The organism is Bradyrhizobium sp. Ec3.3 (assembly GCF_000472925.1).
Taxonomy (GTDB): Bacteria; Pseudomonadota; Alphaproteobacteria; order Rhizobiales; family Xanthobacteraceae; genus Bradyrhizobium.
In genome coordinates this window covers 1-25942 of sequence record NZ_AXAS01000076.1, presented here as the reverse complement: position 1 = coordinate 25942, position 25942 = coordinate 1, and the positions used below count along the sequence as shown (strand labels likewise).

At 59.0% G+C, this 25942-nt stretch carries 13 protein-coding genes and 14 pseudogenes; 15 read left to right on the top strand and 12 right to left on the bottom strand.

Annotation, left to right across the window (positions count from 1 at the left end; all coding sequences use genetic code 11):
- Window positions 1-44: 44 nt before the first annotated feature.
- Window positions 45-391 (top strand): annotated as a pseudogene (locus YUU_RS61805) (IS630 transposase-related protein); the annotation flags it as partial.
- 291 nt (window positions 392-682) lie between these two features.
- Here the strand turns inward: YUU_RS61805 and YUU_RS55490 are convergent.
- The 7 genes and pseudogenes from YUU_RS55490 to YUU_RS53550 all read right to left on the bottom strand — a co-directional run.
- Window positions 683-871, bottom strand: coding sequence for a hypothetical protein (locus tag YUU_RS55490; protein WP_051390164.1), 189 nt, complete (start codon window positions 869-871; stop codon window positions 683-685).
- A gap of 55 nt (window positions 872-926) precedes the next feature.
- Window positions 927-1662 (bottom strand): annotated as a pseudogene (locus YUU_RS53570) (amino acid ABC transporter ATP-binding protein).
- A gap of 80 nt (window positions 1663-1742) precedes the next feature.
- The gene (locus tag YUU_RS63005) at window positions 1743-2306 is read right to left on the bottom strand and encodes a M24 family metallopeptidase (RefSeq protein WP_371260569.1); all 564 of its coding nucleotides are present in this window, start codon (window positions 2304-2306) and stop codon (window positions 1743-1745) included.
- 242 nt (window positions 2307-2548) lie between these two features.
- Entirely contained in the window at window positions 2549-2749 is a 201-nt protein-coding gene (locus tag YUU_RS63000; protein WP_371260568.1) for an aminopeptidase P family N-terminal domain-containing protein, read from the bottom strand.
- A 189-nt stretch (window positions 2750-2938) separates the two neighbouring features.
- Window positions 2939-3157: pseudogene (locus YUU_RS53560) on the bottom strand (transposase); the annotation flags it as partial.
- 62 nt (window positions 3158-3219) lie between these two features.
- Window positions 3220-4594, bottom strand: a pseudogene (locus YUU_RS53555) (transposase).
- Between the two features lie 52 nt (window positions 4595-4646).
- Window positions 4647-5026 (bottom strand): annotated as a pseudogene (locus tag YUU_RS53550) (transposase); the annotation flags it as partial.
- A gap of 68 nt (window positions 5027-5094) precedes the next feature.
- On the opposite strand from YUU_RS53550, the gene YUU_RS59475 reads away from it, so the two are divergent.
- Window positions 5095-5295 carry a hypothetical protein gene (locus YUU_RS59475; RefSeq protein WP_027527417.1) on the top strand — a complete coding sequence of 67 codons (201 nt, stop codon included), beginning with the start codon at window positions 5095-5097 and terminating at the stop codon, window positions 5293-5295.
- Window positions 5296-5764: 469 nt separating this feature from the next.
- Here the strand turns inward: YUU_RS59475 and YUU_RS0140795 are convergent, their stop codons facing one another.
- On the bottom strand, window positions 5765-7285 hold the full coding sequence (locus YUU_RS0140795) for a porin (RefSeq protein ID WP_027527416.1): 1521 nt from the start codon (window positions 7283-7285) through the stop codon (window positions 5765-5767).
- Between the two features lie 1079 nt (window positions 7286-8364).
- On the opposite strand from YUU_RS0140795, the pseudogene YUU_RS57500 reads away from it, so the two are divergent.
- Window positions 8365-9917: pseudogene (locus tag YUU_RS57500) on the top strand (ISL3 family transposase).
- Between the two features lie 52 nt (window positions 9918-9969).
- Here YUU_RS57500 and YUU_RS53540 read toward each other — a convergent pair.
- A pseudogene (locus YUU_RS53540) lies at window positions 9970-10740 on the bottom strand (transposase); the annotation flags it as partial.
- Window positions 10741-10833: 93 nt separating this feature from the next.
- Between YUU_RS53540 and YUU_RS62995 the strand changes: the two are divergent.
- The 8 genes and pseudogenes from YUU_RS62995 to YUU_RS62990 all read left to right on the top strand — a co-directional run.
- Window positions 10834-11754 (top strand): annotated as a pseudogene (locus tag YUU_RS62995) (strawberry notch C-terminal domain-containing protein); the annotation flags it as partial.
- Window positions 11755-11859: 105 nt separating this feature from the next.
- A pseudogene (locus YUU_RS62495) lies at window positions 11860-12249 on the top strand (beta-ketoacyl synthase N-terminal-like domain-containing protein); the annotation flags it as partial.
- A gap of 393 nt (window positions 12250-12642) precedes the next feature.
- Window positions 12643-15111: a thiamine pyrophosphate-dependent enzyme gene (locus YUU_RS0140750; protein ID WP_027527408.1), complete on the top strand. Its 2469-nt coding sequence runs from the start codon at window positions 12643-12645 to the stop codon at window positions 15109-15111.
- A gap of 25 nt (window positions 15112-15136) precedes the next feature.
- On the top strand, window positions 15137-15373 hold the full coding sequence (locus tag YUU_RS0140745) for a lipoyl domain-containing protein (RefSeq protein ID WP_027527407.1): 237 nt from the start codon (window positions 15137-15139) through the stop codon (window positions 15371-15373).
- Entirely contained in the window at window positions 15370-16164 is a 795-nt protein-coding gene (locus YUU_RS0140740; protein ID WP_035664721.1) for an alpha/beta fold hydrolase, read from the top strand. The genes YUU_RS0140745 and YUU_RS0140740 overlap by 4 nt, the downstream gene beginning before the upstream one ends.
- A 72-nt stretch (window positions 16165-16236) precedes the next feature.
- Window positions 16237-16992 (top strand): SDR family NAD(P)-dependent oxidoreductase, encoded by a 756-nt coding sequence (locus YUU_RS0140735; RefSeq protein ID WP_027527405.1) that lies wholly within the window; start codon window positions 16237-16239, stop codon window positions 16990-16992.
- A gap of 5 nt (window positions 16993-16997) precedes the next feature.
- Entirely contained in the window at window positions 16998-17234 is a 237-nt protein-coding gene (locus tag YUU_RS62490) for a Tm-1-like ATP-binding domain-containing protein (RefSeq protein ID WP_156944800.1), read from the top strand.
- A pseudogene (locus tag YUU_RS62990) lies at window positions 17218-17900 on the top strand (phosphoenolpyruvate hydrolase family protein). The gene YUU_RS62490 and the pseudogene YUU_RS62990 overlap by 17 nt, the downstream one beginning before the upstream one ends.
- Before the next feature lie 264 nt (window positions 17901-18164).
- Here YUU_RS62990 and YUU_RS61785 read toward each other — a convergent pair.
- Window positions 18165-18255, bottom strand: a pseudogene (locus tag YUU_RS61785) (glucose-1-phosphate cytidylyltransferase); the annotation flags it as partial.
- Window positions 18252-20168, bottom strand: a complete 1917-nt coding sequence (locus YUU_RS0140725; protein WP_156944799.1) for a hypothetical protein — start codon at window positions 20166-20168, stop codon at window positions 18252-18254. The gene YUU_RS0140725 and the pseudogene YUU_RS61785, both read right to left, overlap by 4 nt.
- Before the next feature lie 397 nt (window positions 20169-20565).
- On the opposite strand from YUU_RS0140725, the gene YUU_RS53530 reads away from it, so the two are divergent.
- The 3 genes and pseudogenes from YUU_RS53530 to YUU_RS57485 all read left to right on the top strand — a co-directional run.
- Window positions 20566-20982, top strand: a complete 417-nt coding sequence (locus YUU_RS53530) for a GtrA family protein (protein ID WP_051390162.1) — start codon at window positions 20566-20568, stop codon at window positions 20980-20982.
- 413 nt (window positions 20983-21395) lie between these two features.
- Window positions 21396-22373 (top strand): annotated as a pseudogene (locus YUU_RS53520) (adenosylhomocysteinase); the annotation flags it as partial.
- Window positions 22374-22638: 265 nt separating this feature from the next.
- Window positions 22639-23005, top strand: a pseudogene (locus YUU_RS57485) (FAD-containing monooxygenase EthA); the annotation flags it as partial.
- Window positions 23006-23195: 190 nt separating this feature from the next.
- Here YUU_RS57485 and istA read toward each other — a convergent pair.
- Window positions 23196-24208, bottom strand: a pseudogene (gene istA, locus YUU_RS53515) (IS21 family transposase); the annotation flags it as partial.
- 77 nt (window positions 24209-24285) lie between these two features.
- Between istA and YUU_RS0140690 the strand changes: the two are divergent.
- The gene (locus YUU_RS0140690; RefSeq protein ID WP_027527402.1) at window positions 24286-25800 is read left to right on the top strand and encodes an integrase; all 1515 of its coding nucleotides are present in this window, start codon (window positions 24286-24288) and stop codon (window positions 25798-25800) included.
- The last annotated feature ends 142 nt before the right edge of the window (window positions 25801-25942 follow it).

Genomic DNA, 25942 nt, shown 5'->3' with positions numbered 1-25942 from the left:
TTTTGGTGATTCAAGCTGGTCGCCGAGACTGGAGGCCGGCGGGCATGGCGAAACCGCTGTCCATGGATCTTCGCGAACGTGTGCTTGGCTTATTGAGGGCGGCGTTTCAGGCCGGCAGGCCGCCGAGCGATTTGGCGTCAGCGCGGCCAGCGTAAGCCGCTGGCGAACGCGCGAGCGGGAGCAAGGCGATGCCCAGCCGAGAGCTCAGGGCGGCGATCGCAAGTCTCACCGGATGGATGCCCATCGAGCCACGATCATGGCTCTGCTCGAGGCGTCGCCTGATATCACCATCGAGGAATTGCGGCACAACTTGAGCAAACAAGGCCCATTCTTTGGCTATGGTACGATCCGCCGCTTCTTCGAGCGTCACAAGATCACGCGTAAAAAAAGACTGCCCATGAAGTAGATCGATGCAAGCCGAATCGAAGACGAAGTCGTCGCTCCCATTTGCCCGCTGCTTCCCGTCGCAAAACGCTTCGCGCCCGGCAGCATCATAAACAAGTTGCGGAAAACGCCTCATCATTTCGATATCGTTGATGACCGGCGGTTCGCCGGTGCACAATACCAATTCGGCACAACCGTGATGCATCGCGGCAACCCCTTCGGCTATTTCATGCACACGCTGCCCGAGCAACGCACAACGCTCAGGACTTCGGCTCCTGATCGTACCTTCCATGAACACCTAGGCAATTATATCGGCCGTTTCACCGCTACGGATCACGCGAACTGTGACGACCGCGCCGTCGTCTCCCGGTATCTCGCCGGACACTACCTTCTGCACTTCGCTGATGAAGCCGGCGGCGATAGCGATCGCGTCGCCCCCCTTAAACGGTACTGCGGCCGTCTTGCCAGTGATGGTGAGCTTGAACAAGTCAGAGGACTTGGTGATTGCCCCTTCGCGGGCCGCGCAATTGACCAGATGGCTACTAGTGCAACAGTTGACTAAGGAACCTCTTGGTGCGCGCGTGCTCTTGATTTCGGAAAAATTGTTCCGGCGCTGCTTGCTAGATGATTTGGTCGCCATCCATGAACACTACGCGATCGGCGACCTCGCGCGCGAAGCCCATTTCGTATGTCACGCAAAATCATTGTCATACCTTTATTGGCGAGCCCTGTCATCACATCCAGAACTTCCTTGACCATCTCCGGATCCAGCGCAGAGGTCGGCTCGTCGAAGAGCATGATCTTCGGCTTCATACAGAGCGCGCGAGCGATCGCAACACGCTGTTGTTGACCACCTGATAACTGCCCTGGATATTTTATCGCCTGCTCGGGACGCGTTTTAGATTTTCCATCGCGATTTCCTCGGCCGCGGAGCGGATCATCTTGCGCGCGCGGATCAAAGCCAAGGTGCAGTTGTCGATGACCGTCAAATGCGGAAAGAGATTGAATTGCCGGAAGACCATCCCGACATCGCGCCGTATGGCCTCCAACCCTCTCATGCCAGGGCGCAATTCGATTCTGTTCACGACGATTCTGCCCTTTTGATGTTTGTCGAGCTGATTGATGCACCGGATTAAAAGTAGATTTGCCCGAACCTGATGGACCGCACACTACAACCCGTTCACCAACGCGCACGTCAAGATTAACGTCACGTAGGACCTGAAAATTTCCGTGCCACTTCGAAACGCCCTCGATCAGGACTGCAATGTGAGCTACCATCGTCACACGAACGGTCTCACTGAAGACCTAGCCGTCATCCTTTTCCCAAATACCGATAAGGACGTGAAAGGTGGGTTCGATTACGGTGTGGTCGTCATCCTGGAAGCTTCCTCCGCCATCGACCCAATCGAGGCCGTAGAGTAGCCGCTCCTGGACTCCTTACGCACTTTGTAGGGCTTGAATGCGAGTTGGAAGGCGTGCGCAACATCGGAGCATTTCACCCCCGGCCGTATTGCTTCGATCTGCGCCAAGAAACCGTCCAAGGCTGCCTGATGTAGGTGCCGCGCCCGAGCGGGGGGATCACCCAAGAAAACGGTCCGCGACAAAGCGCATGCATAGCGGTGCCTGAAGGCTCCCATTTCGAAATTGGTTTGGCAGCCCATTTTATAGCGCCCGTCCGTCCACTTGATATGCGGCGCACTGGCGGGAGAACCAACCGGCATGGTTGGAGGACGGCCCGGACTGCCGGGGATTTCCGGCGTGCCGCTCGACAAGGCGTGCAGCACGGCCGCCAATAGACGCGTGAAGACCAGGTTTCTCATGCGGTGTAATCGGTCAAGGGATGCTGCCGCGGTGACCGCCGGCGTTGATTTCCAGCAATGATGATTGGGGGTATCGCTCTCGTCGCGTGTGCGTCCCCAAATTTGGGCCGGAATTTAATTCTTCGAATTTATAGGTTGTCTGCAGAAATCCTGCGTAGTTCAAATTCAGCTCGAAACATCTCCGAATTGCTCGCAAAACCTTGCTCTCATCTGTCAAGTCGAGGAGGATCCGTGGTTGATCGTGCGTGCGTGCGCGACCGTCAGTTCGTACCTGCCGCACTCGCGCATCCTCAGTTACCCTGAGAAATACATTGGATCGAGTGAGCGTACGGCTTGGCAGCCGATTAGCGATATGATCCGGGGGCACACGAAGTCCAGCCGCATCGGGGCTGCGGAACATAGTCCGAGAAGCCGTCGTATCCGGTAAGGTAGTTCATGTTCGGCTCGTTCAGGACAAGCAAAGCGTCCATACCGCGCTCCGCCATTTGCTGGCGCAGTCGAGCCGTGCGCTGACGATCCAAGCCAGGAATGGAGTCCCGTTCCACGCCAGCCTGCCGTCGTGCTCGGGCCGGTCAAGGCCAAGCCTTGCCGCAAACGCGGCCAGCCTTGACCGCCCCTTGCGCGCGGCGGCTGCGATCGGTGGCCGGGACGAAAGAATAGCCCGCAGCGCGGCCGAACAAAAGAATGGACTTACGGCGATCTCCGCAATCGTCGTCTCGGTCATAAAGAAGTCGCTTGTCCATCTCATCCGTCGAGTGCAGCTTGGCGCGGTGCGCGGCCGGGAAACTCATGTAGGCGAGCACATCGGTTGGGCGGAGCTGGTCGGCGATGCGCCGCCATTGCGCCCGCGCAGCCTCCGCATCGTCCTGGGCGAAGGCAGTGGCGATGAACGCGGAGACGACGCGCCGTCCGCTCTTGCCGGCATGCGCCAGCGCATTGCGCAGGAAGTGCACGTAGGGATCGTTGTCCCACGGATCCGCTCTACGCAGCGATCGGCCTCGTCATGCCCTCACGATCAAAGCCAAGACTTGTCGCGACGAGGGACTGCGGAGGCGGTCAAGGGAAAGATGGTCCAGCACAAAAGAAGAAAAGCGGATGCCAGCCGCTTGAGGTTGATGGCGGCGGCCGTCAAGTAGGCCTGGATCTTCATGTTCGGGAGACCGTGCCGTACAGCGCGTGCGAGCCCATGCCAGGTCTTGGCTTCGCCGTGGAAGCCCTCCGAGCGCCAGCGATGACGCTGATAGAGTTGCCGATCCTCCGCGCTCGATCGCTCGCGACGGCGACGGGCACGGAGCAGTGCGGGATAATTATCACCGACAACAACTGCCTTGTTAACTCGCCCCTTCGATAGGCAGTCAGTCTTGAGTGGGCATCGGGCGCAATCCTTGGCCTTTGAGTAGAAGAAGCGGCTATGCTTGATCGGGCGTCCTGGGCGCAAGATACGCCCTCGCGGGCACTTCAAAATGTCGTTCTTGGCGTCGTACCGGAAGCGGCGGAGCGGCACGCGAGACTTGATCGGCTCGGCTTTGGCGGGGATCAGCGCGTCGATGCCGCGGCGCTCCAGCGCGCCATAGACCTTCGCGTAGGCATAGCCGGCATCGGCCGTGACCGTCTTGATCGCGATCCCGGTAGTGGCCTCTCGACCTCATCCACCTGCGGTTCGATCACATCGCCTTCGCTCGTTTGTCCAGTTGTAACCTCGACATCGAGAATGACGCCGAGTTTGTCATCGACCGCCGTGTGCTGCTTGTAGGCAGGCTCCAGTCGCCTGTTGCGCGCGATCGTCGTCGCCATGGTCGCGTCGGGATCGGTGATACATATCTTCTTGTATTTGCCGCTCTGTCGGCCCGTTCTCTCAGCCTCGATTTGATGCTCATTTTGATTCTCGATTAGCACATCCGCCACTGCCGCTCGGTGAGGCTCTCCCAACTCACATTCGCTCGGATCAGTGAGGCATCGATATGGACCACTTCGGCTATGGCGATCTTGGCCTTCAGGCAGGCCTCGACCGTTCGTTTGAAGATCCGGCGGAACCGCTCTTCGCCCCAGCGCTGGCGGATGCGCGTTAGACTCGAATGGTGCGGCAACTGCTCATGCAGGCCGTAGCCGGCAAACCAGCGAATAGTGATGTTGACCTGAGCCTCGCGCATCAGTCTGCGATCGTGCGCAATGCCGGTGAGCAGACCGGCGAGCATCAGCCGTACCGCCACTTCGGGATCGATGCCGGGCCGGCCGTCGCTGGCGCAATAGCAGTCGTTGACCTCTTCCCTTAGCCACGACAGGTCGAGCACGCGATCGACCCGCACCAGCACGTGCTCATCCGGAATGAGCTGTCTGAGCGAACCAGTGATGAAGAGCTCCAGCTGATCTCGCTCCTTGTGCCCCAGCATCTCGTTGCTCCGCCGATTGCGAATCACCGACGATAACGGAATCTGCCAATGCAGACTTTCTCAACCACCCCACGCGGCAACGCTGCAGCTGGTGTTCAGCACCTTGCCGACGGTGGCCTTGATGCCTTCATGGGCATCGGAGACGACGAGCTTGACCCCGCGCAGCCCGCGCCGGGCCAGCTTGCGCAGGAACGCCGTCCAGAACGTCTCAGCCTCCGACGGGCCGATGTCCATGCCAAGCACCTCGCGCCGGCCGTCACCGTTGACCCCGACTGCGATGATCACCGCGACCGAGACGATGCGCCCGTTCTGGCGCACCTTCACATAGGTTGCGTCGATCCACAGATAGGGCCAATCGCCCTCGATCGGGCGATTGAGGAAGGCCTTCACCTTGTCGTCGATCTCACCGCAGGGCCGCGACACAGCTCGCTTCGGCTGACGATCCTCCCAAAATCGAGCACCACGATGTCAGCCGCGATATCATCAAGAGCGTGGTTTCGATGAAGGCGGGTCTCACCTTGGTGCTTGAATCCGACATTGGCGCCGATTTCGCAGGGCTGGTTTACCGCGAGATTCAAGAAGGCGCTTCACCAAGCCAGTTCGGCTATTCGGCGTATTGGAAAGCCGACAATGAAAACCCGGCCTTGGCTGCCATTCCTCAAGGTGCTAATCTCTACCATTCGCCTCGCCTCACGAAATAAGGCATCCAGCGAGCAGATCGCAACCACACGTTGTTTCACCCCCAGAGAGAACGCTTCAATCAATATGCCCGCTTAGAGCCTGGTAGCGGCCCGAACCCTCAATACTCACGCTCGCCACATGCGGTATCATCCAGCGGAGTTTGATTGCTGCAGATCGCATGCTCAATTTGCAATTAGGACCGTCGTTCTAACGACTTTCAACCCCGCCGGCAGGATCGCATCCGGCTGTGTTCATGCATAGTGAACTACGAGCAGTCGAATGAAGAAATACGCATCAAAAGTTCACTCGGCAGTTCGGTTATGCGTCGAAGGCCGTGCGGCTTGACCCTACATCGCCCTCTTAGATCTCTCTCCATTTTGGAAACTTGCCATTGACACCAAAAAGACCTCCGGCGGGCATGCCGGAGGTCTTCCTTGGAGGTCAGATCTACATCGAAGTTGCGTTTGCTCCTTTGCTAGTTGATAGAGTTTAGAAGTTGCGCTGAGCGCGGAGCAGCAGCACAAGGCTGTTCTGGTCCTTCAGCTCATACGTCGCAGCCGGCTTGGCGATGGCTGACTGCAACGGCAGGGTCACCGTGCTTCCGCTCGCATATTTCTGATCGAGCATCATATATGCGAGTTCACCCGTGAAAGTCAGGTTCTTGACCGGAGTCCACGACGTCTTTGTACCAACAACCGCGTAGTTGAAATCGGGATTACAGCCGGCGACACCGCTCGAGAGCGCCAGATTTGCGACGAATGCCCCGCAGATATAACCCTTGGCCGTGCCGTTATAGCGAACAGCCGCCCAAGCACCAAAGATGGACGTGTTCCAGTACGGGTCCCAATTGTGGGTGTAGCCGCCGTTAAAACCATACGTCGTCGTCAGCTCCTGGCCGGCACCGGTGACGAAGACAGAGTCAGATACCCCGCCGATACCCAAGCTTTGATATGCACCGGCGACACTGGTGCCGCCGTACATGGCGTAAGCGGTCGACATATAGTCATGGAAGTTGTACCGGCTCGCGCCATTCGTATACACGCCCGTCACGTTGATCGTGTCACCCGGGCCGGTCGGAAGGTTCTTGATGGACAACGCCAGTTGCCCGGCCCAGCCCCATTTGTCGCCAGGATGGCCAGTTGGCTCCGACGCGCCATAATAGGCCGCGTGGTTGTCATGCGCGGCGAACGACGCCTGAAACAGGCCCCAAGCCTGGTCAACACGGACCCTCGCCACGAGATCCGGCGCGCGCGAGCCACCAATGTCTTGGGCGCCATACACGCCCGTCGCCATACCCGCAGCTGTCGCGCCACTCACGTTCCAGATATTGGTCGTATAGTTTGCGACCTGATCTTGGGCGGAGAAAGAGGCCGTGATGCCTTGACCGAAATCAGCGGTGTAGGAGACCTGATTCACAGGATCCCAACCAGCCGCTCCCGGCAATTCAAAATTGTTCGCAGGATATTCGGCCCAGGGAGTTCTGAACTGCGACTCCGCCTTACCAAACGTAAACCCGGCAAACTGAATGAAGGCATAGTAGACACCAAGCCCGCCGGTGGCGACCGCAGAACCAAGCGACGACGTGTAAGCGGTCGATCCGTTTACGGCAGTTGTGCCAGCACCGCTATAGGTACCAGTGGTCCAGGTATACGTGAGTTCAGCAAATGTCCGAACCATGCCGTACTCGGTCGCCGTGCGCGTATCGATCTGCAGATCCTGACGGGTTCGGGCCGTGTAGTAGTTGCTCAGCCGATTCCGGGCACCCGCCACGCCGTTGTTGGCAGCATCGAAGTCCACGCTCGAACCCAACACGGTGTCTGCGCGCACATAACCACCCAGCCTGAAGCATGTGTCGGTTCCTGGGATGTAGTAAAATCCCGCACCATACAGTGAGCAGATCTTCACGTATTCGATCGCTTTGGCTTTAACAGGCAGATCGGCGGCCTGTGCTCCGCCTGCAGCGATAATTCCCGCCGCCGAAGCGAGCAAGAGGCTCTTCACCATCTTCATATAGTCCTCCAAGTTGTTAGGTCCGAAAGGCAACTGCTTGACCATTGCAGAAGAGCCGATGCCTTCGCCCCACGCCCCCAATCATTCTCGACCTGCAGGGCCACCCTCGAACGTCAACTGGCAGTTTGAACCAGTGAACGTCGCGGTGCGGATCATTCCGCAACTCGCTCACTTAAGTTGACAGATTATGTTCGCCGTTGGAGGAGAAACTCCGTACGTAACGGACAAATGCAGATCGCCGCTCTGCAGCCGTGTTGTTATCACCTCATATCGGTACGTATCGTACGGTTTGGCAGCGGCGCGTTCGTTACTGGACACCTCAGTTGCAGCTTTGTACTCAGTAAAGTGCACGCTTCACACGCAACGCAGGCCGCGCGAAGTGCAGAATCACCCTGCGGCTGCCCGCTCTTCAATGGTCGATGCACGATGACACCTATAGCTTGGTGAATAAGCGTCTGCGCACTCACCAATGATCTAGCGCTGCCGCTAATGCTCGATCACCTCTGTCCGCGCGCGTGGATGTCGGTTGAGCTGACAGCCCTTCAGAGACGGGGCCGCATCAACGGATGTTGCACCGCGCTCGATCTCAAGTTAGTGACGCGAGATCCTACTTGCGCGTGAGGACAAGCGACGAACCGCCGTGCTGCCCACCATTGGAAATGCCCATGTCGAGATCTGCTGTTGGCCGACGGAAATCTCATCTGGTCTAGTCTACGATTCCTCACGCGAAACAGGCGCATTTTGGAACGTCCGCATGATGCGCAATCTGGAGTGGGATACGCCCACGGACCCGCACAGACGAGAAGCTTGCAAGTGCCGCGATCTACAAGAAGCCGATCTAGACATGTGCTTTTGCTCAAAGAGGCGCGATTTGCAGTCGATCACCGTGCGTCGAAAGAGGTTTGCTTTGCCTCAATGGCGAACACAAGCAATCTTCCTGCGCCACTCGAATGCTCTCACCACACTCATTGGCGAACTTCGCCGAGCGGGGTGTCATTCGGCCTGCAATATTGGCTCTGACTCACTTTTGATGCAGTTTGGGGGGTGTCTGGCGCTTTGATTGGGGGAGAATCAGCGCCATGCAGCAAGCACTCCACCGCTCCAGTCTGGTGCCGCGTGGGTTTGTTGTAGAGAGTGCGTACTACGAAGGTGATAAGGCCGTTATTGCGGTCCGGGCGTCCGGAAGCGTTGGCCTGTGTCCATCGTGCGGAACTGTTTCCCGACGTGTCCATAGTCGGTATCGACGACGCGTGACCGATCTGCCACTCTCGGGCCGGATCGTACAGCTCCTGGTGATCGCTCGCCGCTTCCGCTGCGACGCCGTCCTGTGCGGGCGCCAGATCTTCACCGAGCGCTTCGCCGAAGGTGTACTGGCTCCTTCAGCTCGACGCACGGCGAGGCTGGACTCTATCGTCCATCACCTCGGTCTGGGCTTGGCGGTCGACCGGCAGCAGGCTTCGCAAAACGGCTGATGCTGCCGGTGAGCAAGGATACGCTCCTGCGCGTGGTCCGACGCCGTACCCGCCCGCCGGCTGATCCGCTCAGGGTTATTGGCATTGATGATTGGGCTTGGCGGCGCAATCACCGATACGCCAGCATCGTCTGTAATCTGGAAAGGCGCCGGGTAGTCACGCTGCTGCCGGACCGCGAGCCCGCAACTGCCCAAGCCTGGCTCGCTGCTCATCCCACGATCGCGATCGTAGACCGTGATCGCGGTGGAGAATATGGTGAAGCTGCGGCAAAGGCCCTGCCGCATGCGGTACAGGTCGCAGATCGCTGGCATCTGATGGAGAACGCTAGTCGGGCCTTCCTCGACGCCGTCCGCAAATCGATGCGCCAGATCCGCAGCGCAGTCGGGGCACGACAATCAATCCCAAACTGCTCACCGCGGCCGAGCGCCTACAATATGAGGGCTATCTCCGCCGCGAAGAGACCACGCAAGCATCTTGGGCCTGTCGAAAGGCGGAACGCCGATAAAGCAGATCGTGCGCCAGACCGGCCATAGCAGGAAGCTGGTGCGACAGGTGATCCGGGGCGAACGCCACGATGTCTTCCGGACCCGGCAGAGTTCACTCATCAGCATCTGCCATGGCTCGACGACCAATGGGAGGCCGGTTGCCGAAACGGCGCTGAACTTTGGCGCCGCTTAAAAGCACGCGGCTTCCGAGGCTCCCTTCGCGTTGTCGGTGAATGGACGACACGTAGACGGCGGTCCGAAAAGGTTGATGTCGAAAGTCTTCACCGGATCCCAGCGGCCAGAACAATCGCTCGTCTCATGACGGTCGGACGGGATACGCTTTCGAAAGCAGAGACGATCACTGTCGCCGCCGTCGAGGCTGGCGTTCCCACCCTTGTCGAAGCTCGAGAGATCGTAGCCCAATTCCACCTGATGATCCGGCGCGGAGCTGCCGCCGAGCTGTCGCCATGGATCGAGCGCGCTCGTGCCAGTCTCGTTGCCTCATTCGCCCGCGGCGTTACGATTGATAAAGCGGCGGTTCACGCGGCAATTACATCGCCCTGGTCCAACGGACAGACTGAAGGTCAGATCACCCGCCTCAAACTCGTCAGACGGCAAATGTACGGCCGCGGCAAAATCGACCTGCTTCAGGCCAGACTAATCGGCGCAGAATAGAGTGGAGCTGCACCAAAACTGCGTCAGAGCCAAATTTGAACGCCGATTGACAAAGAACTTTGCCGCCGGGACAGCGGTAGACGTCATCTGCATGGTCATAAGTGAAGTCTTCGCGCGAGAAGATCCCATCTGTGCGGGCCGACTTGTCGAACACTGTGACGTGTGGCTCGATGCCGTGATCGTAAACCAACTAACCGAGCATCTCGGCCGAGCCATTACCGCTGTCACGCAGGAGCCGGCTCGGATAGAGATCGAACCGTTCGAGCGAGCGCTCAATCATGCGCTTGGCGGCCAGCGCTTCCACCTGCCGAATTGCCGTGGTCGCCTCGACATCGACGATGATCGCGTTGTCGACATCGATCAGGTAGTTTGTCGAGTAGGCGAAGAAGGCTTGGCTGCCGTGCGCGCCGGTCCAGCGCGCCGCCGGGTCGGACGGCGACACGAACTTCGGGGTAACCTCGGGTCGCTGCTCCGAAAGCGGCATCGTCAAGGACAACCAGATACTCTTCGATTGCACGGCCGGCGGCTTCGGGCGGAAGTCTCTTGTCGCCTTCGATGCCCTTCTGCCGATTGGCATCGGCCTTGATCAGGCTCGCATCAACTGCGAATCCTTCACCGCCGACCAATCGCCCTCGATGCAGCGGCACAAGACGCTCTCAAACACGCGACGGAACAGGCCGCTCTCCCGGAAGCGGCCATGCCTGTTCTTGGAGAATGTCGAGTGATCCGGCACCGCCCCATCCAGACCGAGCCGGCAGAACCACCGGTAGGCCAAATTGAGGTGGACCTCATCGCACAACCGCCGCTCCGATCGGATTCCGAAGACGTCCGCTCACACCGCAGGACATTCGAGCCTCCATCGGCGCGCGCGACGAACTTGGAGGCGTTTAAGATTGCAGGGATTTGGAGCTCGAGGCAGTATGAGCTCGTCGAGCACCAGCTTACGCCGGAGCAGGTCCGCATCTACGACGCCTACGCCGATGCTTTCATCCACAACAACCTTGACGCGGCCATGCGGGCTGCCAACGTCACGGCGAGACCGGAACGCTGAACGGGCAGGCCAAATCCGCGGCACGATCCCTTTGAAAGCGCGAAGCAGCGCTTCTTCGGGCACTTGCTGACCTCGATGAAGACGCCGTCGCTGATCCGCGCAATCGAGCGCGATCTTGGGGCCGGACCCGCCGCCGTCATCCAGATCGTTTCGACCGGGGAGGCGGGAGCGCCGGCTCGCCGAAATCCCGACCGAGGAGTGGGGCGATGTCCGGGTCGACATCACCCCGCGCGAGTATGTCCTCGACTATCTCGCCCATTCCTTCCCGGTCCAGCTCTACGAGCCTTTCACCGACTCGGAGGGCAACCTCTGCTCCCGGCCTGTCTACCGCGACGGCCAGCCGGTCGAGAGCCGGGAGGCCGTCGCCCGCCGCGATCGCTTGATCGAGAAGCTAGCCTCGTTCCCTCCGGTGCGTGGCGCGCTGGACCAAGTCGTGCAGCGCTTCGGTACCGACATGGTCGCCGAAGTGACCGGCCGCTCGCGCCGCATCGTTCGCAAGGGCGACCGGCTGGTGGTCGAAAACCGGGCTGGTTCGGCCAACCTCGCCGAGACCTCGGCGTTCATGGACGACGTCAAGCGGATCCTTATCTTCTCCGACGCGGGCGGCACGGGGAGGAGCTACCATGCCGAACTATCGGCCTGGAATCGCCGTTTGCGGGTCCGCTAGAGCCCGACTGGAAGGCCGACGCCGCCATCCAGGGCCTCGGCCGCACGAACCGGACCAACCAGGCGCAGCCGCCGCTGTTTCGTCCCATCGCAACCGACGTGAAGGCCGAAAAGCGCTTCCGTCTTGCCGAGGACCTCCAGCTTCGCCGTGTTCGGGTGATGGGCGCATATCGTATCGAGCTGTCAGGGTTCAACGACACGACGCGCGATCGACCGCGCGTCGCCGCACGGCAAGCTTTATTGCGAGCCGGGCTGCCGATAACAGCATCAGGTACAACAATCGACAGACAATGCTCTTCGGGGCTGCAGGCCATAGCCCTCGCGTCGCATTCAGTTCGCCTGGACGGTGTTCGTGTCGCGGTGGCAGGTGGATTTGAGTCGATCAGCCTCGCTCAAAATCACCACATGAACACCTACCGTTGGCAGGATCCTTGGCTTTTGGAAAATAAGCCAGAAATTTATATGCCGATGATCGACACGGCCGAAATCGTGGCCGAACGTTATGGAATTTCTCGAGAGGCACAGGACGAATACGCACTTGAGAGTCAGCTGCGAACGGCTGCGGCCCGCCAAGCAGGTCGCTTCGACGCTGAGATCGTGCCCATCACCACAATGCCTGAATGCGCTGGTCACATCATTGCTCGCGCCGCTCTCAATGACGGTGCTGTTGCGACGAACTCTTCGTCTACTGGCGAGGCTGCCGCAGCGACGCTGACCATGTGCTCTATGTATCCTTTAGTCTTTGGGCGCTATCTCGTAGGAGTGGCTGCTTAATGGGGCGCCGAGCGGGGGGCGTCCTCGCGGGACATTCGAGAATGTCGAAGTTTCAAATGGAGTTCAGCAGCGTGGAAGAGTTGCTGGCCTTTGAAAGTCGTCGGAGATAGTCCTCGCTGCGCAGGAATTGGTCGCCAATCCGGCATTTATTGCATCAATTGGGGACCAAAGCTTCGGTACAGTACAGTCCAATAGGTTAATCGTACCCCTTCGTGATTCAATCGGACACTCAGAATGCCCAAAGAGCTTTACATCGATCCCCATGTATTCAAATCGCGCAACACTCTGAGTGCGCCTGGCATTCCTATTCATGCCTATGAACCGAACATCGAAGCTGAGCGGGCTGCCTTCGGTAATGCGGGGTTGTTGCGATTGCTGCGCGATATGGTCGTCATTCGCGAATTTGAAACCATGGTGGGCTCCTTAAAATCAAAAAGAAACTACAATGGCGTTGAATTCAATTTATGCGGGGGCGCGCATCTCTCGATCGGACAAGAGGCGGCGGCGGTCGGCGCCGCTCATTCGCTCGAACCCGATGACCACATTTTCGGCACTCATCGCAGTCATGGCGAGTTCATTGCTAAAGGCTTCTCTGCAATCCGCAAGATTCCCCCGAACGCCGTTCGTGCGATCATGGAAACTCACGAGCAAGGGGCATTGCTTCGGACAGTTGAGAAGCAACTTCAGGGGACGAGCGCTACGGAGACCGCGGAAAACTTCCTTCTTCTAGGCTTACTCGCCGAAATCTTCATGCGCTCGACCGGCTTCAATCGTGGCATGGGCGGGTCGATGCATGCCTTTTTCCTGCCTTTCGGGGTCTACCCCAACAATGCAATTGTTGGCGCGTCCGCCGGGATAGCAACCGGCGCGGCGTTGCAAAAGAAATTGGCGCGGACTGGCGGCATTACCGTAGCGAACGGCGGCGATGGTTCGGCCGGATGCGGGCCGGTGTGGGAAGCAATGAACTTCGCTGCCATGGCGCAATTCGATTCTCTTTGGGAGGATGCCGTCAAGGGTGGTCTGCCAGTCCTATTTTTCTTCAGCAATAATTTCTACGCGCAGAGCGATCAGCCCATCGGCGAAACAACGGGGCTGGACCGTTTGTCACGAATTGGGTTGGGTATTAACCCGCAAGCTATGCATGCGGAAACGGTTGATGGGACCAACCCTCTTGCCGTCGCTGACGCTGTGAGGCGCAAGCGCGAGCTTTTGGTGAAGGGTAAAGGGCCGGCCCTACTCGATGTTGAATGGTATCGTAGCGTCGGGCACTCGGCTTATGGTGATAGCACCTCATATCGAACGAAAGAGGAAGTGCGCGCCTGGGAGGCGCATGATCCGATCCTGTTGTTCTCCAACCGTCTTCAAGGCGCTGGCATTGTGCGGTCAGATCAGATCGACGCGATCCGTCAAGAGGTCGTCTCGCGGATGCGCTCGATCGCTGCAGTTGCTAGCGATCCTGTTCTTACGCCTCCCGTGGATATCAAGGCCGATCCGTTGTTAATCGGCAAGCTCATGTTCTCGAACTCTGAAATAGAGCTTCCTGCCGAGAGCGCTCCGCTTCTGTCGCCATTGCAGTCCGTATCCCGTGTCCAGCAGGACGCCAAAAAAAGCAGGTATGGTATCGCTGCCGATGGAACGAAGTTGTCCGCAATGCGCGCAATCACAGTGCGCGACGCGTTGTTCGAGGCAATTCTGCATCACATGGTGCATGATGAGCGCCTAGTCGCCTATGGCGAAGATTGCCGGGATTGCGGCAGTACTTTCGGCGTCTATCGCGGTCTCGCCGAGATCCTGCCGCGTCATCGTTTATTCGACTCCCCCATCTCCGAAGCCGCCATTGTCGCGACCGCCGTCGGCTGTGCCATGGAAGGCGGTCGCGCTCTCATCGAATTGATGTTCGGCGACTTTCTCGGTCGCGCTGGCGACGAAGTCTTCAACCAGCTGGCCAAGTGGCAGTCGATGTCCGGCGGCGAGCTCAAGCTACCTGTAGTGTTGCGTTGCTCCGTTGGGTCGACATATGGCGCTCAGCACCTTCAAGATTGGACCGCCCTGTGTGCACACATTCCTGGCCTTAAGGTCGTCTATCCGGCGACACCTTATGACGCGAAAGGCCTGTTGGCCTCAGCACTGTCGAGCAACGATCCGGTCGTCTTCTTTGAAAGCCAACGCCTTTATGAAACTGTTGAACGGTTCCGCCCCGAAGGCGTTCCCACAGAATACTATCGGATTCCAGTTGGCGAGCCGGACTGCAAGCGCTCAGGCGGCGATGTCACGATCTTGACTATTGGGCCGTCATTGTATGCGGCAATGGCCGCGGCCGACGAGTTGCAAAGCACTTTCAAGATCTCTGCGGAAGTGATCGATGCACGGTCAATCGTGCCGTTTGATTACAAGCCAGTTTTTGCCTCTGTGAAAAAGACCGGACGTATCTTGCTCGTGTCAGAAGCCGCGGAAAGAGGGAGTTTCCTAATGACGCTAGCGGCAAACATTACCCGGTTTTGCTTTCCTCATTTGCTCTCCGCGCCGCGTGTGCTGGGTTCACCGAACTGGATCATCCCGGGAAGTGAGATGGAGACAGCCTACTTGCCGCAAGCAAACGACATCATCGATGTCATCACTTGGGAGCTGTTCCCCGACAAGCGGAGCAATCGGCGTGGTCTTCGGAACTGGGACGACCAGGAAGTCGCCCGGATCGGTCTATAACACCTTTCAGTGAACGAGGACGTGGATGGACAATCACATCATCTTGCCGGCGCTCGGAAATGAAATCGAGGAGGCTGAGATAAGCGAATGGCTCAAGGCGGAAGGGGACATAGTCAAGGAAGGCGAACAGGTTGTTTTAATCACAACGCCAAAAGTGACGGTGGAACTCGAAGCCCCCGTAACCGGTCGGCTAACCAGAATTCTCGTTCCAGCAGGCGAGCTCGTGCGAGTTGGTGCCAAGCTTGGAGTGGTTGAGTCGTGACGACAGAAATTCGGCTGCTCCGTTTGGGCGGTAGCGGGCCAAATCTGCTGCTGATTCACGGCTTTGGGGCCGACCGATCAACCTGGCTCACCAACCAGCAAGTGCTTCTGGAGTCCTGCAGTCTTTTCGCTTGCGACTTGCCGGCGCACGGTAGTCAGCCGCCTCTTGCGGTAGAGATGACAATCTCAACCATTGCTGATCGGTTGATCGGCCAACTTGAGGCCCGCGGCGAACGCTTTCTCTTAGTCGGTCATTCTCTTGGCGGTGCTGTCGCCATAGAATTAGCGGCTCGTCGACCGGATCTCGTTTCCGGATTGGCGCTGGTCGCACCCGCCGGCCTCGGCACGCGCATCGACCGCGATTTCCTGTTGGGCTTTCCAGCTCTTTTGGACATTGAATCGGCTTTGGCACTTCTTCGCCGTTTGGTAACGCGGCCGCGCCTCATAACGCCTCATCTTGCACAGCGCGTTATTGAGCATTTAAACCGATCAGGCGTCCGATCTGCTATGCAAGCGCTCGCTGATCAATTGCTAGAGGTGGAGACATCCCTAAAACACCAGATCGCTACGTTGGCGCGAAGCGATATTCCACGGTTGGTGATTTGGGGCGAGGACGATCAGATCAACCCGATTGACCGATCGAAGCTTGCTAAGCTCACTACTCAAATGATCACACTGCCGAACACTGCGCACCTCCCTCACATTGAGGGAAGTAAGGCCGTCAATGGATATCTCATAGATTTTATGAAGACCTCTTTACATGATCCAAACTGCCAATCGGCGACGATGTGACATGGCTGCCTGCCATATCGGTGTCGCTGCTGCGCAAGCGAATTCAGGTTAAAATTCGGAAGGGTATGAAAAATGACAGGACAAGTTGCTGGAAAGGTTGTTCTGGTTAGCGGAGCTGCCTCGGGTATCGGAAAGGCGATCGCAGAATTGCTGGCGCAGGAGGGGGCGTCAGTGGTGGCAACGGATTTGGACGAATCGGCGGGATTGCAGACCGTACGTGACCTTGTGAAGCAAGGTCATGACGCGACGTTCTTGCCTCAGGACGTAGCCAGCGAGGCGCGGTGGGTGGAGGTTGTCTGCGAGATCGACCGCCGGCACGGCAAGCTAGACGCCCTTGTTTCGAACGCCGCCATCGCACTGGAGGTGTCGACCCTTGAGATGTCGCTTGCCGATTGGCGTAAGCAAATCGCAGTCAATCTCGACAGCGTGTTCTTGTCCGCGAAATATTCTATTCCGCTCATGCGCAGGAATGCTGGTGGCTCAATAATCCTGATCTCATCGACCGCGGGCTTGTTTGGCGTCTCGAGGATGGCCGGCTATTGCGCGACGAAAGGGGGCGTACGGTCGTTCGCCAAGGCTCTCGCACTTGAATGCGCGTCTACGGGCATCCGAGTCAATTCCTTGCATCCAGGAACTACCGATACGCCGATCCATGCAAAAATGCGTGGCACGGACCTCGATCCGGCGGCGGCACAACAAAGTGTGCCGTTGGGTCGGTGGGGACAAGCCAGAGAAATCGCTCAAGGCGTCTTGTATCTCGCCTCCGATGTGTCGAGCTACGTGACCGGGACGGAGCTCGTCATCGATGGCGGCTGGTCAGCCGGCTAGGCGTCATGTCGCGGTGTGTCTACATTGCCGGAACGGCCGACACCAAAGGCCACGAACTATCCTACGTCCGTGACCTGGTGGCGGCTGAGAGGTTCGTTGCGCAAATCGTTGACCTTTCAACGCTGCCACACGCAATCCCAGTCGATATCGCTGCGGCCGACGTCGCAAGGCATCACCCAGGTGGTCTACCCTCTTACCGGCGATCGTGGTTCGGCCGTCCGTGCAATGGCGGATGCGTTTAGTTGCTTCATTACAACGCGTGGCGATGTTGCAGGACTGATCGGCATCGGCGGCTCTGGCGGAACAGTTCTGATCGCCCCCGCTATGCGAGCGCTCCCGGTAGGGACAGTCAGGCTGATGCGAATGACACCAGAGGAAAACTCCCGCATTGGTGTTTGGATCGGCGAGCGGCTTAATCGCTGTAACGGGCAGGTGCGCTTTCTTATCCCGGCGAAGGGCGTCTCCGCGCTTGATGTTCCCGGTCAGCCGTTTCACGATCCTAAGGCGGACACAGCGCTGTTCCATGCGATCGAGAGCACCATGGTCGTCACCCGGGCCAACCTCGAAGAGACCGGCATGGGCTATGGCCTTGAAGTCGATCTGGTTCGCCTCGCCCACGCCAAAGACTTGCTTACGACGCCGTACGTCTTCAATCCAGCGCAGGCGAAAGACATGATCAAAGCCGGCGCCGACATCATGTTGATCACATGGGTTTGACCGTTGGTGGGCAGATTGGCGCAGATACTGCAGTCAAGCTCGAGGACTGTGTGGCGCAGATTAACGCTGTGGCCGAGACCGCGCTCGCGGCGCGCGATGGCGCTATCATTCTTTGTCACGGTGGTCCGATCGCGACACCCGAGGATGCCAGCTATATCCTCGCCCGTTGTCATCAATGTCACGGATTCTAGGGGGCGAGCAGCTGGAGGGGCCACTGGTCGAGACCGCGCTTGCCGATCGAACCCGGAGCTTAGGGAGTGCCACCAGAAGGAGGAGAGGATGACTAAGGTTTATGTGAGCGCCGTCATCGATCAGCCAATCGAAAGAGTGCGGACTTTTGCGCGCGATTTCAATGGCCATGGCAAATAACATCCGATCATCGCGGAAAGCCATATCGAAGAAGGAAAGCCGAGTGATCAGGTCGGCTGTGTACGAAACTTGATGTGTCACAGAAATCGGCCGCCGATCTCGATCATGGGCTTGGGCCGAAGGTGGGTTTCCTGGGGGATTCGGGTTAAGGCCACCCGTGAGGATCACAGCTTTCACCATTGGGTCCATTTCTGGCTATGCGGCCGTTGTCGTTTGGCTTCACGACAGGATTGCTCCGCCGACACGGCGGGGCGTACGGGCTTCAACAGAAACTGCCTGTAAGCATTCGGAAAATCCCCGTCGTTGACAGGAGTCTCAAACGCAGCGGCGGCGACGTAGTGCGCTTGCCCGGCTCCAAAAGAGGCCATGACACTGACTTGGTCAAGATGACGCGGGCCATCCGGCTCGATCAGTATCCAAGCTTTGGCCAGATCCGCGCATTTCTCAAGTCCGAGCGCTTCCACCGCGACCGCGTTAGTGCCGGGATATCCCCTCAGCCATGGTAGATCCCACGCTTCCTCCAAGGCTGCCGTACTGCCGGGGTATGTCCCGACCAGCCATGGTAGACCGAGCGCTCGCGTCTCGAGCGCATACAGCAGACCCGACGAGCGGCCAGAGAGATCGACCACCGGGGTACCGACTTCAAGGCCGGCCGCTCGAGCCTGGGCTCTGGCCGTGGTCAGATAGTCGTGGAAGGGTCGCGAGAGCACCAATTTGCCACCTGGCAGGGGCGTGTCAGCGCTATAAGCGCGCACATCGTTGACCTGACGGCGCGGCTTGATGAGACCACTATTGGCGACTGATGCAGTGAGCAACTGAGCCAACACCGTCAGGGGCAGTAGGGTGGCGAGGCTGCGTCCCCGTTGCGCAAAAGGGCTCAGGAAGGCAAGAACCGCGAGCATCCAGAACAAGGCGGCCCTCGAGCCGACGTACCAGTAATTGAGGTTGGAGCCCAGTGCGAATAGGTGCGGCAGGATTAAAAAAGTTAGCGTTAGAGCGATGCTGGTGGAAGTCTGGATTCGCAGAATCAATCCGTCACGATAAAACATCGCGCCAAAGCATGTGAAGGCCGGCACCAGGAACAGGGTCGTGTACTTGATGCTGATCGGATCGGTCCCCAGCAGCGCAATTGCTAATGTTAGGATCAACACCGCAGCGAGCGCCAGCGATGGGATCAACTTGTGCGCAGCCCCCATGAGAATGCTGAGCAGAAGGGCTATCGCCACTAACACGGCGATAGTGAGTTGCGACCGAGTGGTGGTGAGCCAGTCGATCCGAAACATGAGAGCCACATCATGCCCGGCACCCAGTAGGATTTCGATCTCAGCGCTGTTGACCATACGGGCCACCAGCCCGGTGATGCCGCCGTCGATCAAGTAGGCGGTAACGATCAGCAGAGCAAGAGCGACCAGCGCCGCACCAAGCATGGGCAGCAGCGACTTTCGGCGCAAAATGACAACATAGAGCATAACGACGAGGGCAGTGGCCACAGCGGTGGTCGGCTTGGCCATGAGGCAGCACCAGCTGCCAACGCCGACCAGGATCCATCCCAAGACCTGGTGGATGCGCCCTGCCCGATCAGCTAGCAGCAAGCCGATCATCACCATCAAGAGCGATTGGAAGGTCAGTGTGTAGTAGCTGGGGGTGAGTACCCACAAGTGAAAGTCGGCTAGTGCCAGGCTGGCGATCCCTGCCGATAGCACCGCCGCATGCCCTGCCGATAGCACCGCCGCATGCGGCCAACTCACTGTCCAGAGGCGCCGGATCACGAGGAAGCTAAGACTCCAGCCCAGCGTCATGGTAATCGTGACGCTCGCCCTGCGAAGCATTGCGATGTCGCCGCCCACCCACTGATACGGCCAGTGATAGACAAAGCCAAAGAGGGTCGGCGGAATATTGATTGCGTAGTGGAATGGGTTCGCGATGGAGTTGAGGTAGAGACCTTCGTCGCTGAACTCGAGACCGTAACTGCTGTAGTATAGCAGCCAAGCAAAAAGGATTGCTGTGGTCGCTGCGGACAGAGCCAGCAAAGTCCGGCCCAGCAAGACTGACAACGTCGTTCCGTTGGCAAAGTGGTTATCTTCTGGCATAAGCCCCTTCCTGCTAGCCTCGTAGAGTAGGCCAATTCCAATGGATATCAGCCTCGAGGAGCTTCTAATTGACCTGAGCTCCGCAATCTCCTCCAAGAATTGGTAGACTCCATCACTTCGGAGAGGCATGGACATGAAGCCGAGCCGGTTCACGGTAGAACAGATTATCGGGATTTTCAGGAGCAGGAAGCCGGGGCTAGGACGGCCGACATCCGCCGCAAACACGGTCAGCAGGCAACGCGCAGCCCACGGTCATCAATCAAGTTCGGAACGCGCCCCAACATGTCCCTGGCACGCCCATCGAAGGCAGTGCTTGTCCGAAAGACCGCTTCGCTCGACTATCGGCCCTGGCGCCACTCCGTCGAAATCGCATTGCCTGTCCTGACGGAAGCCGGCCATGCCAAGTGACATTCGGCCAAGTGGTCCCACTGGCTACGAGGGCGAGCACACACCGGTCAGTTTCATCAAATTTGTGCTTGTCGGTCTCGTCAACACGGTCTTCGGCTATGCTATGTTTGCGCTTTTTTTGCCTGCTGCTCGGATCTCATCGACTTGCCACACGCTTGCGACCGTTTGCGGCGTTGTGTTCAATTTTCATTCCACCGGAAGGCTAGTGATTCGCTATCGAAGGCTTTCCTCATTCCTGCCCTTTACGGCTGGCTGCGCAGCCGTCTGGCTCGTCAACATTTTGCTGCTGGACGAATTGAATGCTCTCGCGATATCGCCGCTCGCCGGTCAAGCGATTGCCCTCCCCCTTCTCGTTCTGCTCTCTTACGCGATCAATCGCTATCTTGTATTTGGCAGGCCCAGATGAAGGCGATTTCGATCGTGACGCCGTGTTTCAATGATGAGCAGAGCATCAGGGATGCCTACGAGTGCGAGATATCTCAAGAGCATGCCGAACCACCAGCGAGCATATCTTTTGCGACAATGCTTAGACGGATAGAACGCTTGCCATTCTGCGCGATAATGCCCCCAGCGATCCCAGCGTCACCATCAACGCCCTCATTCTCGGCCCGCTCCGAAAAACATACAATGGCGTGATGCGCAGTTCCGCCGATGCCGTCCTGCTGTTTCTTCAGTCCGACCTGCAGGATTCACGAGGGCTTCTGCCAAAATTTGTCGAGCTCTGGGAACGGGGCTACGAGACCGCCTCCGGAATGACGAGCTAGACAACAGCAAGCTCTCATGAACGTCCCCACGAAGCCCGGCTTCACCGACTACATCGAGCAGGGCGACACCGCCTTCCTCAACAAGCCGGGCTCCAAGGAAGAGAAGATCTTCTACGCCTTGATCAAGCGCCTCCTGAAGGAGAAGCCCAAGGGTTACTTCGGCGAGATCGCCAAGAACATCAAGGGCGTCTCGGAAGAGACCACCACGGGCGTGCATCGTCTCTACGAGATGGCCAACAAGGGCACGCTGCTGTTCCCGGCGATCAACGTCAACGACAGCGTCACCAAGTCGAAGTTCGACAACCTCTATGGCTGCCGCGAATCGCTCGTCGACGGCATCCGCCGCGGCACCGACGTGATGCTGTCGGGCAAGGTGGCGATGGTCGCGGGCTTCGGCGACGTCGGCAAGGGTTCGGCCGCATCGCTGCGCCAGGCCGGCTGCCGCGTGATGGTGTCGGAAGTCGATCCGATCTGCGCTCTCCAGGCGGCGATGGAAGGCTACGAGGTCGTGACGATGGAAGACGCCGCGCCCCGCGCCGACATCTTCGTCACCGCGACTGGCAACAGGGACATCATCACCATCGAGCACATGCGTGCGATGAAGGATCGCGCCATCGTCTGCAACATCGGTCACTTCGATAACGAGATCCAGATCGCGTCTCTGCGCAATCTGAAATGGACCAACATCAAGCCGCAGGTTGACGAGATCGAATTCCCGGACAAGCACCGCATCATCATGCTGTCGGAAGGGCGTCTCGCGACTTTCGGCAATGCGATGGGCCATCCGAGCTTCGTGATGTCGTCGGCGTCCTTCACCAACCTGACGCTGGCGCAGATCGAGCTGTTCGCCAACAACAAGCACGGCAAGTACGAGAAGAAGGTCTACGTGCTGCCGAAGACGCTCGACGAAAAGGTCGCGCGCCTGCACCTCGCCAAGATCGGCGTGAAGCTCACCGAGCTGCGCAAGGACCAGGCCGACTACATCGGCGTCAAGCCGGAAGGCCAGTACAAGTCCGATCATTACCGGTACTGAAGTCTGGCGGTCCAAACGGCAATTGCCGCCCATTGCGATTTCGCGATGAGATTGACAGAGCTCGGCTCACTGATCGCCCGGTTTGGCCGGGGCGATCCAATACCCTGCGGCTGCTGTGAGAGGCGACTGACGTCTCTGGAACACTGGATACCCCGGTCCCGGCTCCGCCAAGGCTTCGCTGAACCTTTCAGTATTGGGCCGGCGAAGCTTCAGCGAAGACGGCAACGGGTGGACTGGAGAGAGCCGATACACCAAGAACCTTCGACTGGTGGTTGGCGGTGCCGACCTGTCGGGCATCGGTGCGGGCTATCAATTGCAGACGAAATGCCCGAGCAAGAGCTAGGTAATACTTGAAGGGCGCGACTGTATCGGCGGCGGCACCAGGGACCGCCTCGTTCGCACTCGGTTCAATGTGGACTGATCCGAAGGCCATCGCCGACGGTGCGCAGATCCTGAACTATGTGCGCGACACGGCAGCCAAGTAGCAGTATCGACAAGAAGATTCGCTTCCGCCATCGGGGCAAGCGCCGCCTGGTCGACGACGGACGCGCTGGACCGTCGAAGCCAAGCGAACGACAAGCGAGCTCGTGCGCTCCACCTGCAATTTACTGTTCATGTGCTCAGGATATTACAATTAGGAGGAAAGGTAGGCGCCGAATTCAAGAGTACTGCGGAGATCGCGGTCGAGGCGAGAGCCAACCGGCATCATCTTCTTCCGTCTTGATCGGCCATCCCTCTTCAATTGAACACGCCGATGTTGAAAAGCGAACAAGACGCCGAGGCCACCCCACGGCAGCCGTTCGCGCAAGGAGTCGAAGGTTCTACGTGCCGATAATCGACGACCTGGTCGTGCTTGCCGTTGGGATGCGGCCGCCCACGCGGCAGGGTGACGAGATGAGTGCCGCCGACGAACACGTCGAGACGATCGTCGTAAAGGCGCACCCGCAGCTGGTGGCCGATCAGGCGTGACGGCACGGTGTAGAACACCTTGCGCAAGGTGAAGCCGCCGCTTGACATCACGCGGACAATCACCTCCTCGTAGTCCGAGGTGCGGCGATCTGGCAACGCCTGCAGGGTGGCGCGCTCGTGGTCGATCCGCTTGGCGTTGCGGGCATTGCGGCGGCTAACGATCTCGTCGATGAAGCCGCGATAAGCGGCGAGATCATCGAAGTCGGCAGTGCCGCGCAACAGCAGCGCGTCGGCGATCGTCCGCTTGAGATGGCCATGCGAGCTCTCGATCGCCCCGTTCTCGTGGGCGATGCCGCGATTGTTGCGGGAAGGCCGCATGCCGTAATGGGCGCAGAGGTCCTCGTACTGCCGGGTCAGATCGTCCCTCGCATTGCGATCGAGATTGCAGAAGGCGGCCGACAGGCTGTCGGTCCGATGCTCCCGCGGTGCCCCACCGAGCGACCACAGGGCATTCTGCAGCCCTTCGGCCAAAGCGACGAAGCTCTCGCCACCGAGCACGACATGGGCGTGCTCAAACCCGCAATAGGCCAACCGGAAGTGATAGAGGCGATGATCGAGCGGCACGCCAGCGATGGTGACGCCCAGCTCGCCCATGTCGGTGAAGTCGGACAGGCCGACCTGGCCCACTTCGTGGGTCTGGCGGAAGATGACCTCCTGCTCCTCGCCGTGGATCGCCCGCCAGGCGCGGATCCGGCGCTCCAGCGTGCGGCGGATTCCAGCTCCGAGCTCAGGATGGCGCCGTATCATCTCCTCGAAGCAACCGGCCGCACGCCGGGGGCGGCCTTGAGCATTGGCACCACTTCTGTCTCAAACACATCGGCCAACGGGTCCGCCGGCGACGGCCGCGCCCACCCTCGCATTGCCTCACCTTAATTATTACCGGATGCTAAGCCGTTGCCTCACGTAAATTGCTCCCTTGGATCGGGAATGAGCGGGGGCGAAGGTGGGGCGGCTAAGCATGGCGACGCGGAAGGAACTGACGGCGGCGGCAGGCGCGCGCTATCGGACGTCGGATCGCGCGAAGAAGTCGCGGATATTGGACGAGTTCGTCGACATCACCGGATTCCATCGCAAGCATGCGATGCGGATTCTTCGAGGTCAGCAAGAGGCAGGCCCAGGCCGGCGGGCGCGACGCCGGGTCTATAATGAGGCAGAACACAACGCGCTCGTGCTCCTTTGGGAGGCGTCAGACCGGATTTGCGGGAAGCGGCTGAAGGCGTTAATGCCTGCGCTGATTGAGGCGATGGAACGGCACGGCCACCTCGGCCTTGCCCCCGAGATCCGCGACAAACTTTTGGCAATGAGCGCTGCGACGATCGACCGCGCATTGGCCCGGGTCCGAGAAGGACTAGGTCGCAAGCGCCGGCGGCACGCGACGCACTCGTTGCGTCGCAGTATTCCAATACGGACGTCGGCAGATTGGAACGATCCGGCGCCGGGGTTCGTCGAGGCTGACCTTGTAGCGCATAGCGGTCCATCGGCGCGCGGCAGCTTCATCCAGACCCTCGTGCTCACCGACATTGCTACCGGCTGGACGGAGTGTGCTCCTCTGATCGTGCGCGAACAAACGCTGTTGAGCACAGTGTTGACGGAATTGCGCAAACAATTGCCCTTTGCGTTGGTCGGCCTCGATACGGACAATGATACGGTGTTCATGAATGAGACGCTGAAAGCCTACTGCGATGCGGCCAACATCGTCTTCACGCGTTGCCGGCCCTACCGGAAGAACGACCAGGCGTTCGTCGAGCAGAAGAACGGCGCCGTCGTGCGCAGGATGGTCGGCTATCGTCGGTTTGAGGGCTTGGAAGCGGCCAAGCTACTGGCTGAACTCTATCGATCGGCGCGGCTGTTCGTGAACTTCTTCCAACCCTCGTTCAAATTGATGGCCAAGCAGCGCGACGGTGCTCGTGTGCGCAAGACATACAGCGCGCCGGCAACGCCACACCAGCGTTTGGCCGCCGACGCCAGCACGCCCGACGCGGTTCGCCACCATCTCCAAGAACTCTATGCCGCTCTCGACCCGGTCGCGTTGTTGCGCGACATCCGCAGCCCGCAGGAACGCCTCGCGGCGCTCGCAGATACCCAGCCAATCGCCCATCCTGCTGCGGCATCGCCATCGATCGATCTCTTCCTGGCAAGCCTACGAACCGCCTGGAAGGACGGAGCTATGCGACCGACGGATCGGCCAATCGTGAAAGCGAAAAGAGGCCGGCGTCGTCCTGACCCGCTCATCCGGGCAACGCTAGATTTGCGAAAATGGTTTGAAGCCGAGCCCTGGCGGACTGGTAGCGAACTGCTCTCCCGGTTGCAGGTGGAATATCCTGGAGCCTATCCGAACAAGCTTCTTCGAACGCTTCAACGTCGGCTTAAATCCTGGCGCAGCGAGCAAGCGAACGCGTTATTGTTCGTTCCTACGGAGAAAACGCAGCCGGGGCTTGAGGTCACAACAACCCCATGATGTGCCAGGTGCAAGCGGAGGAGGCCGGGCGCTCCGAAACCCCGGCCATCTCCGCACCCGGCCTCCTCCTCAACCCAAGCCGGGAGCAAAATAAATGAGGCAACCGATTGCACTCGGGAGTATCGATAGGTGAGGCAATACG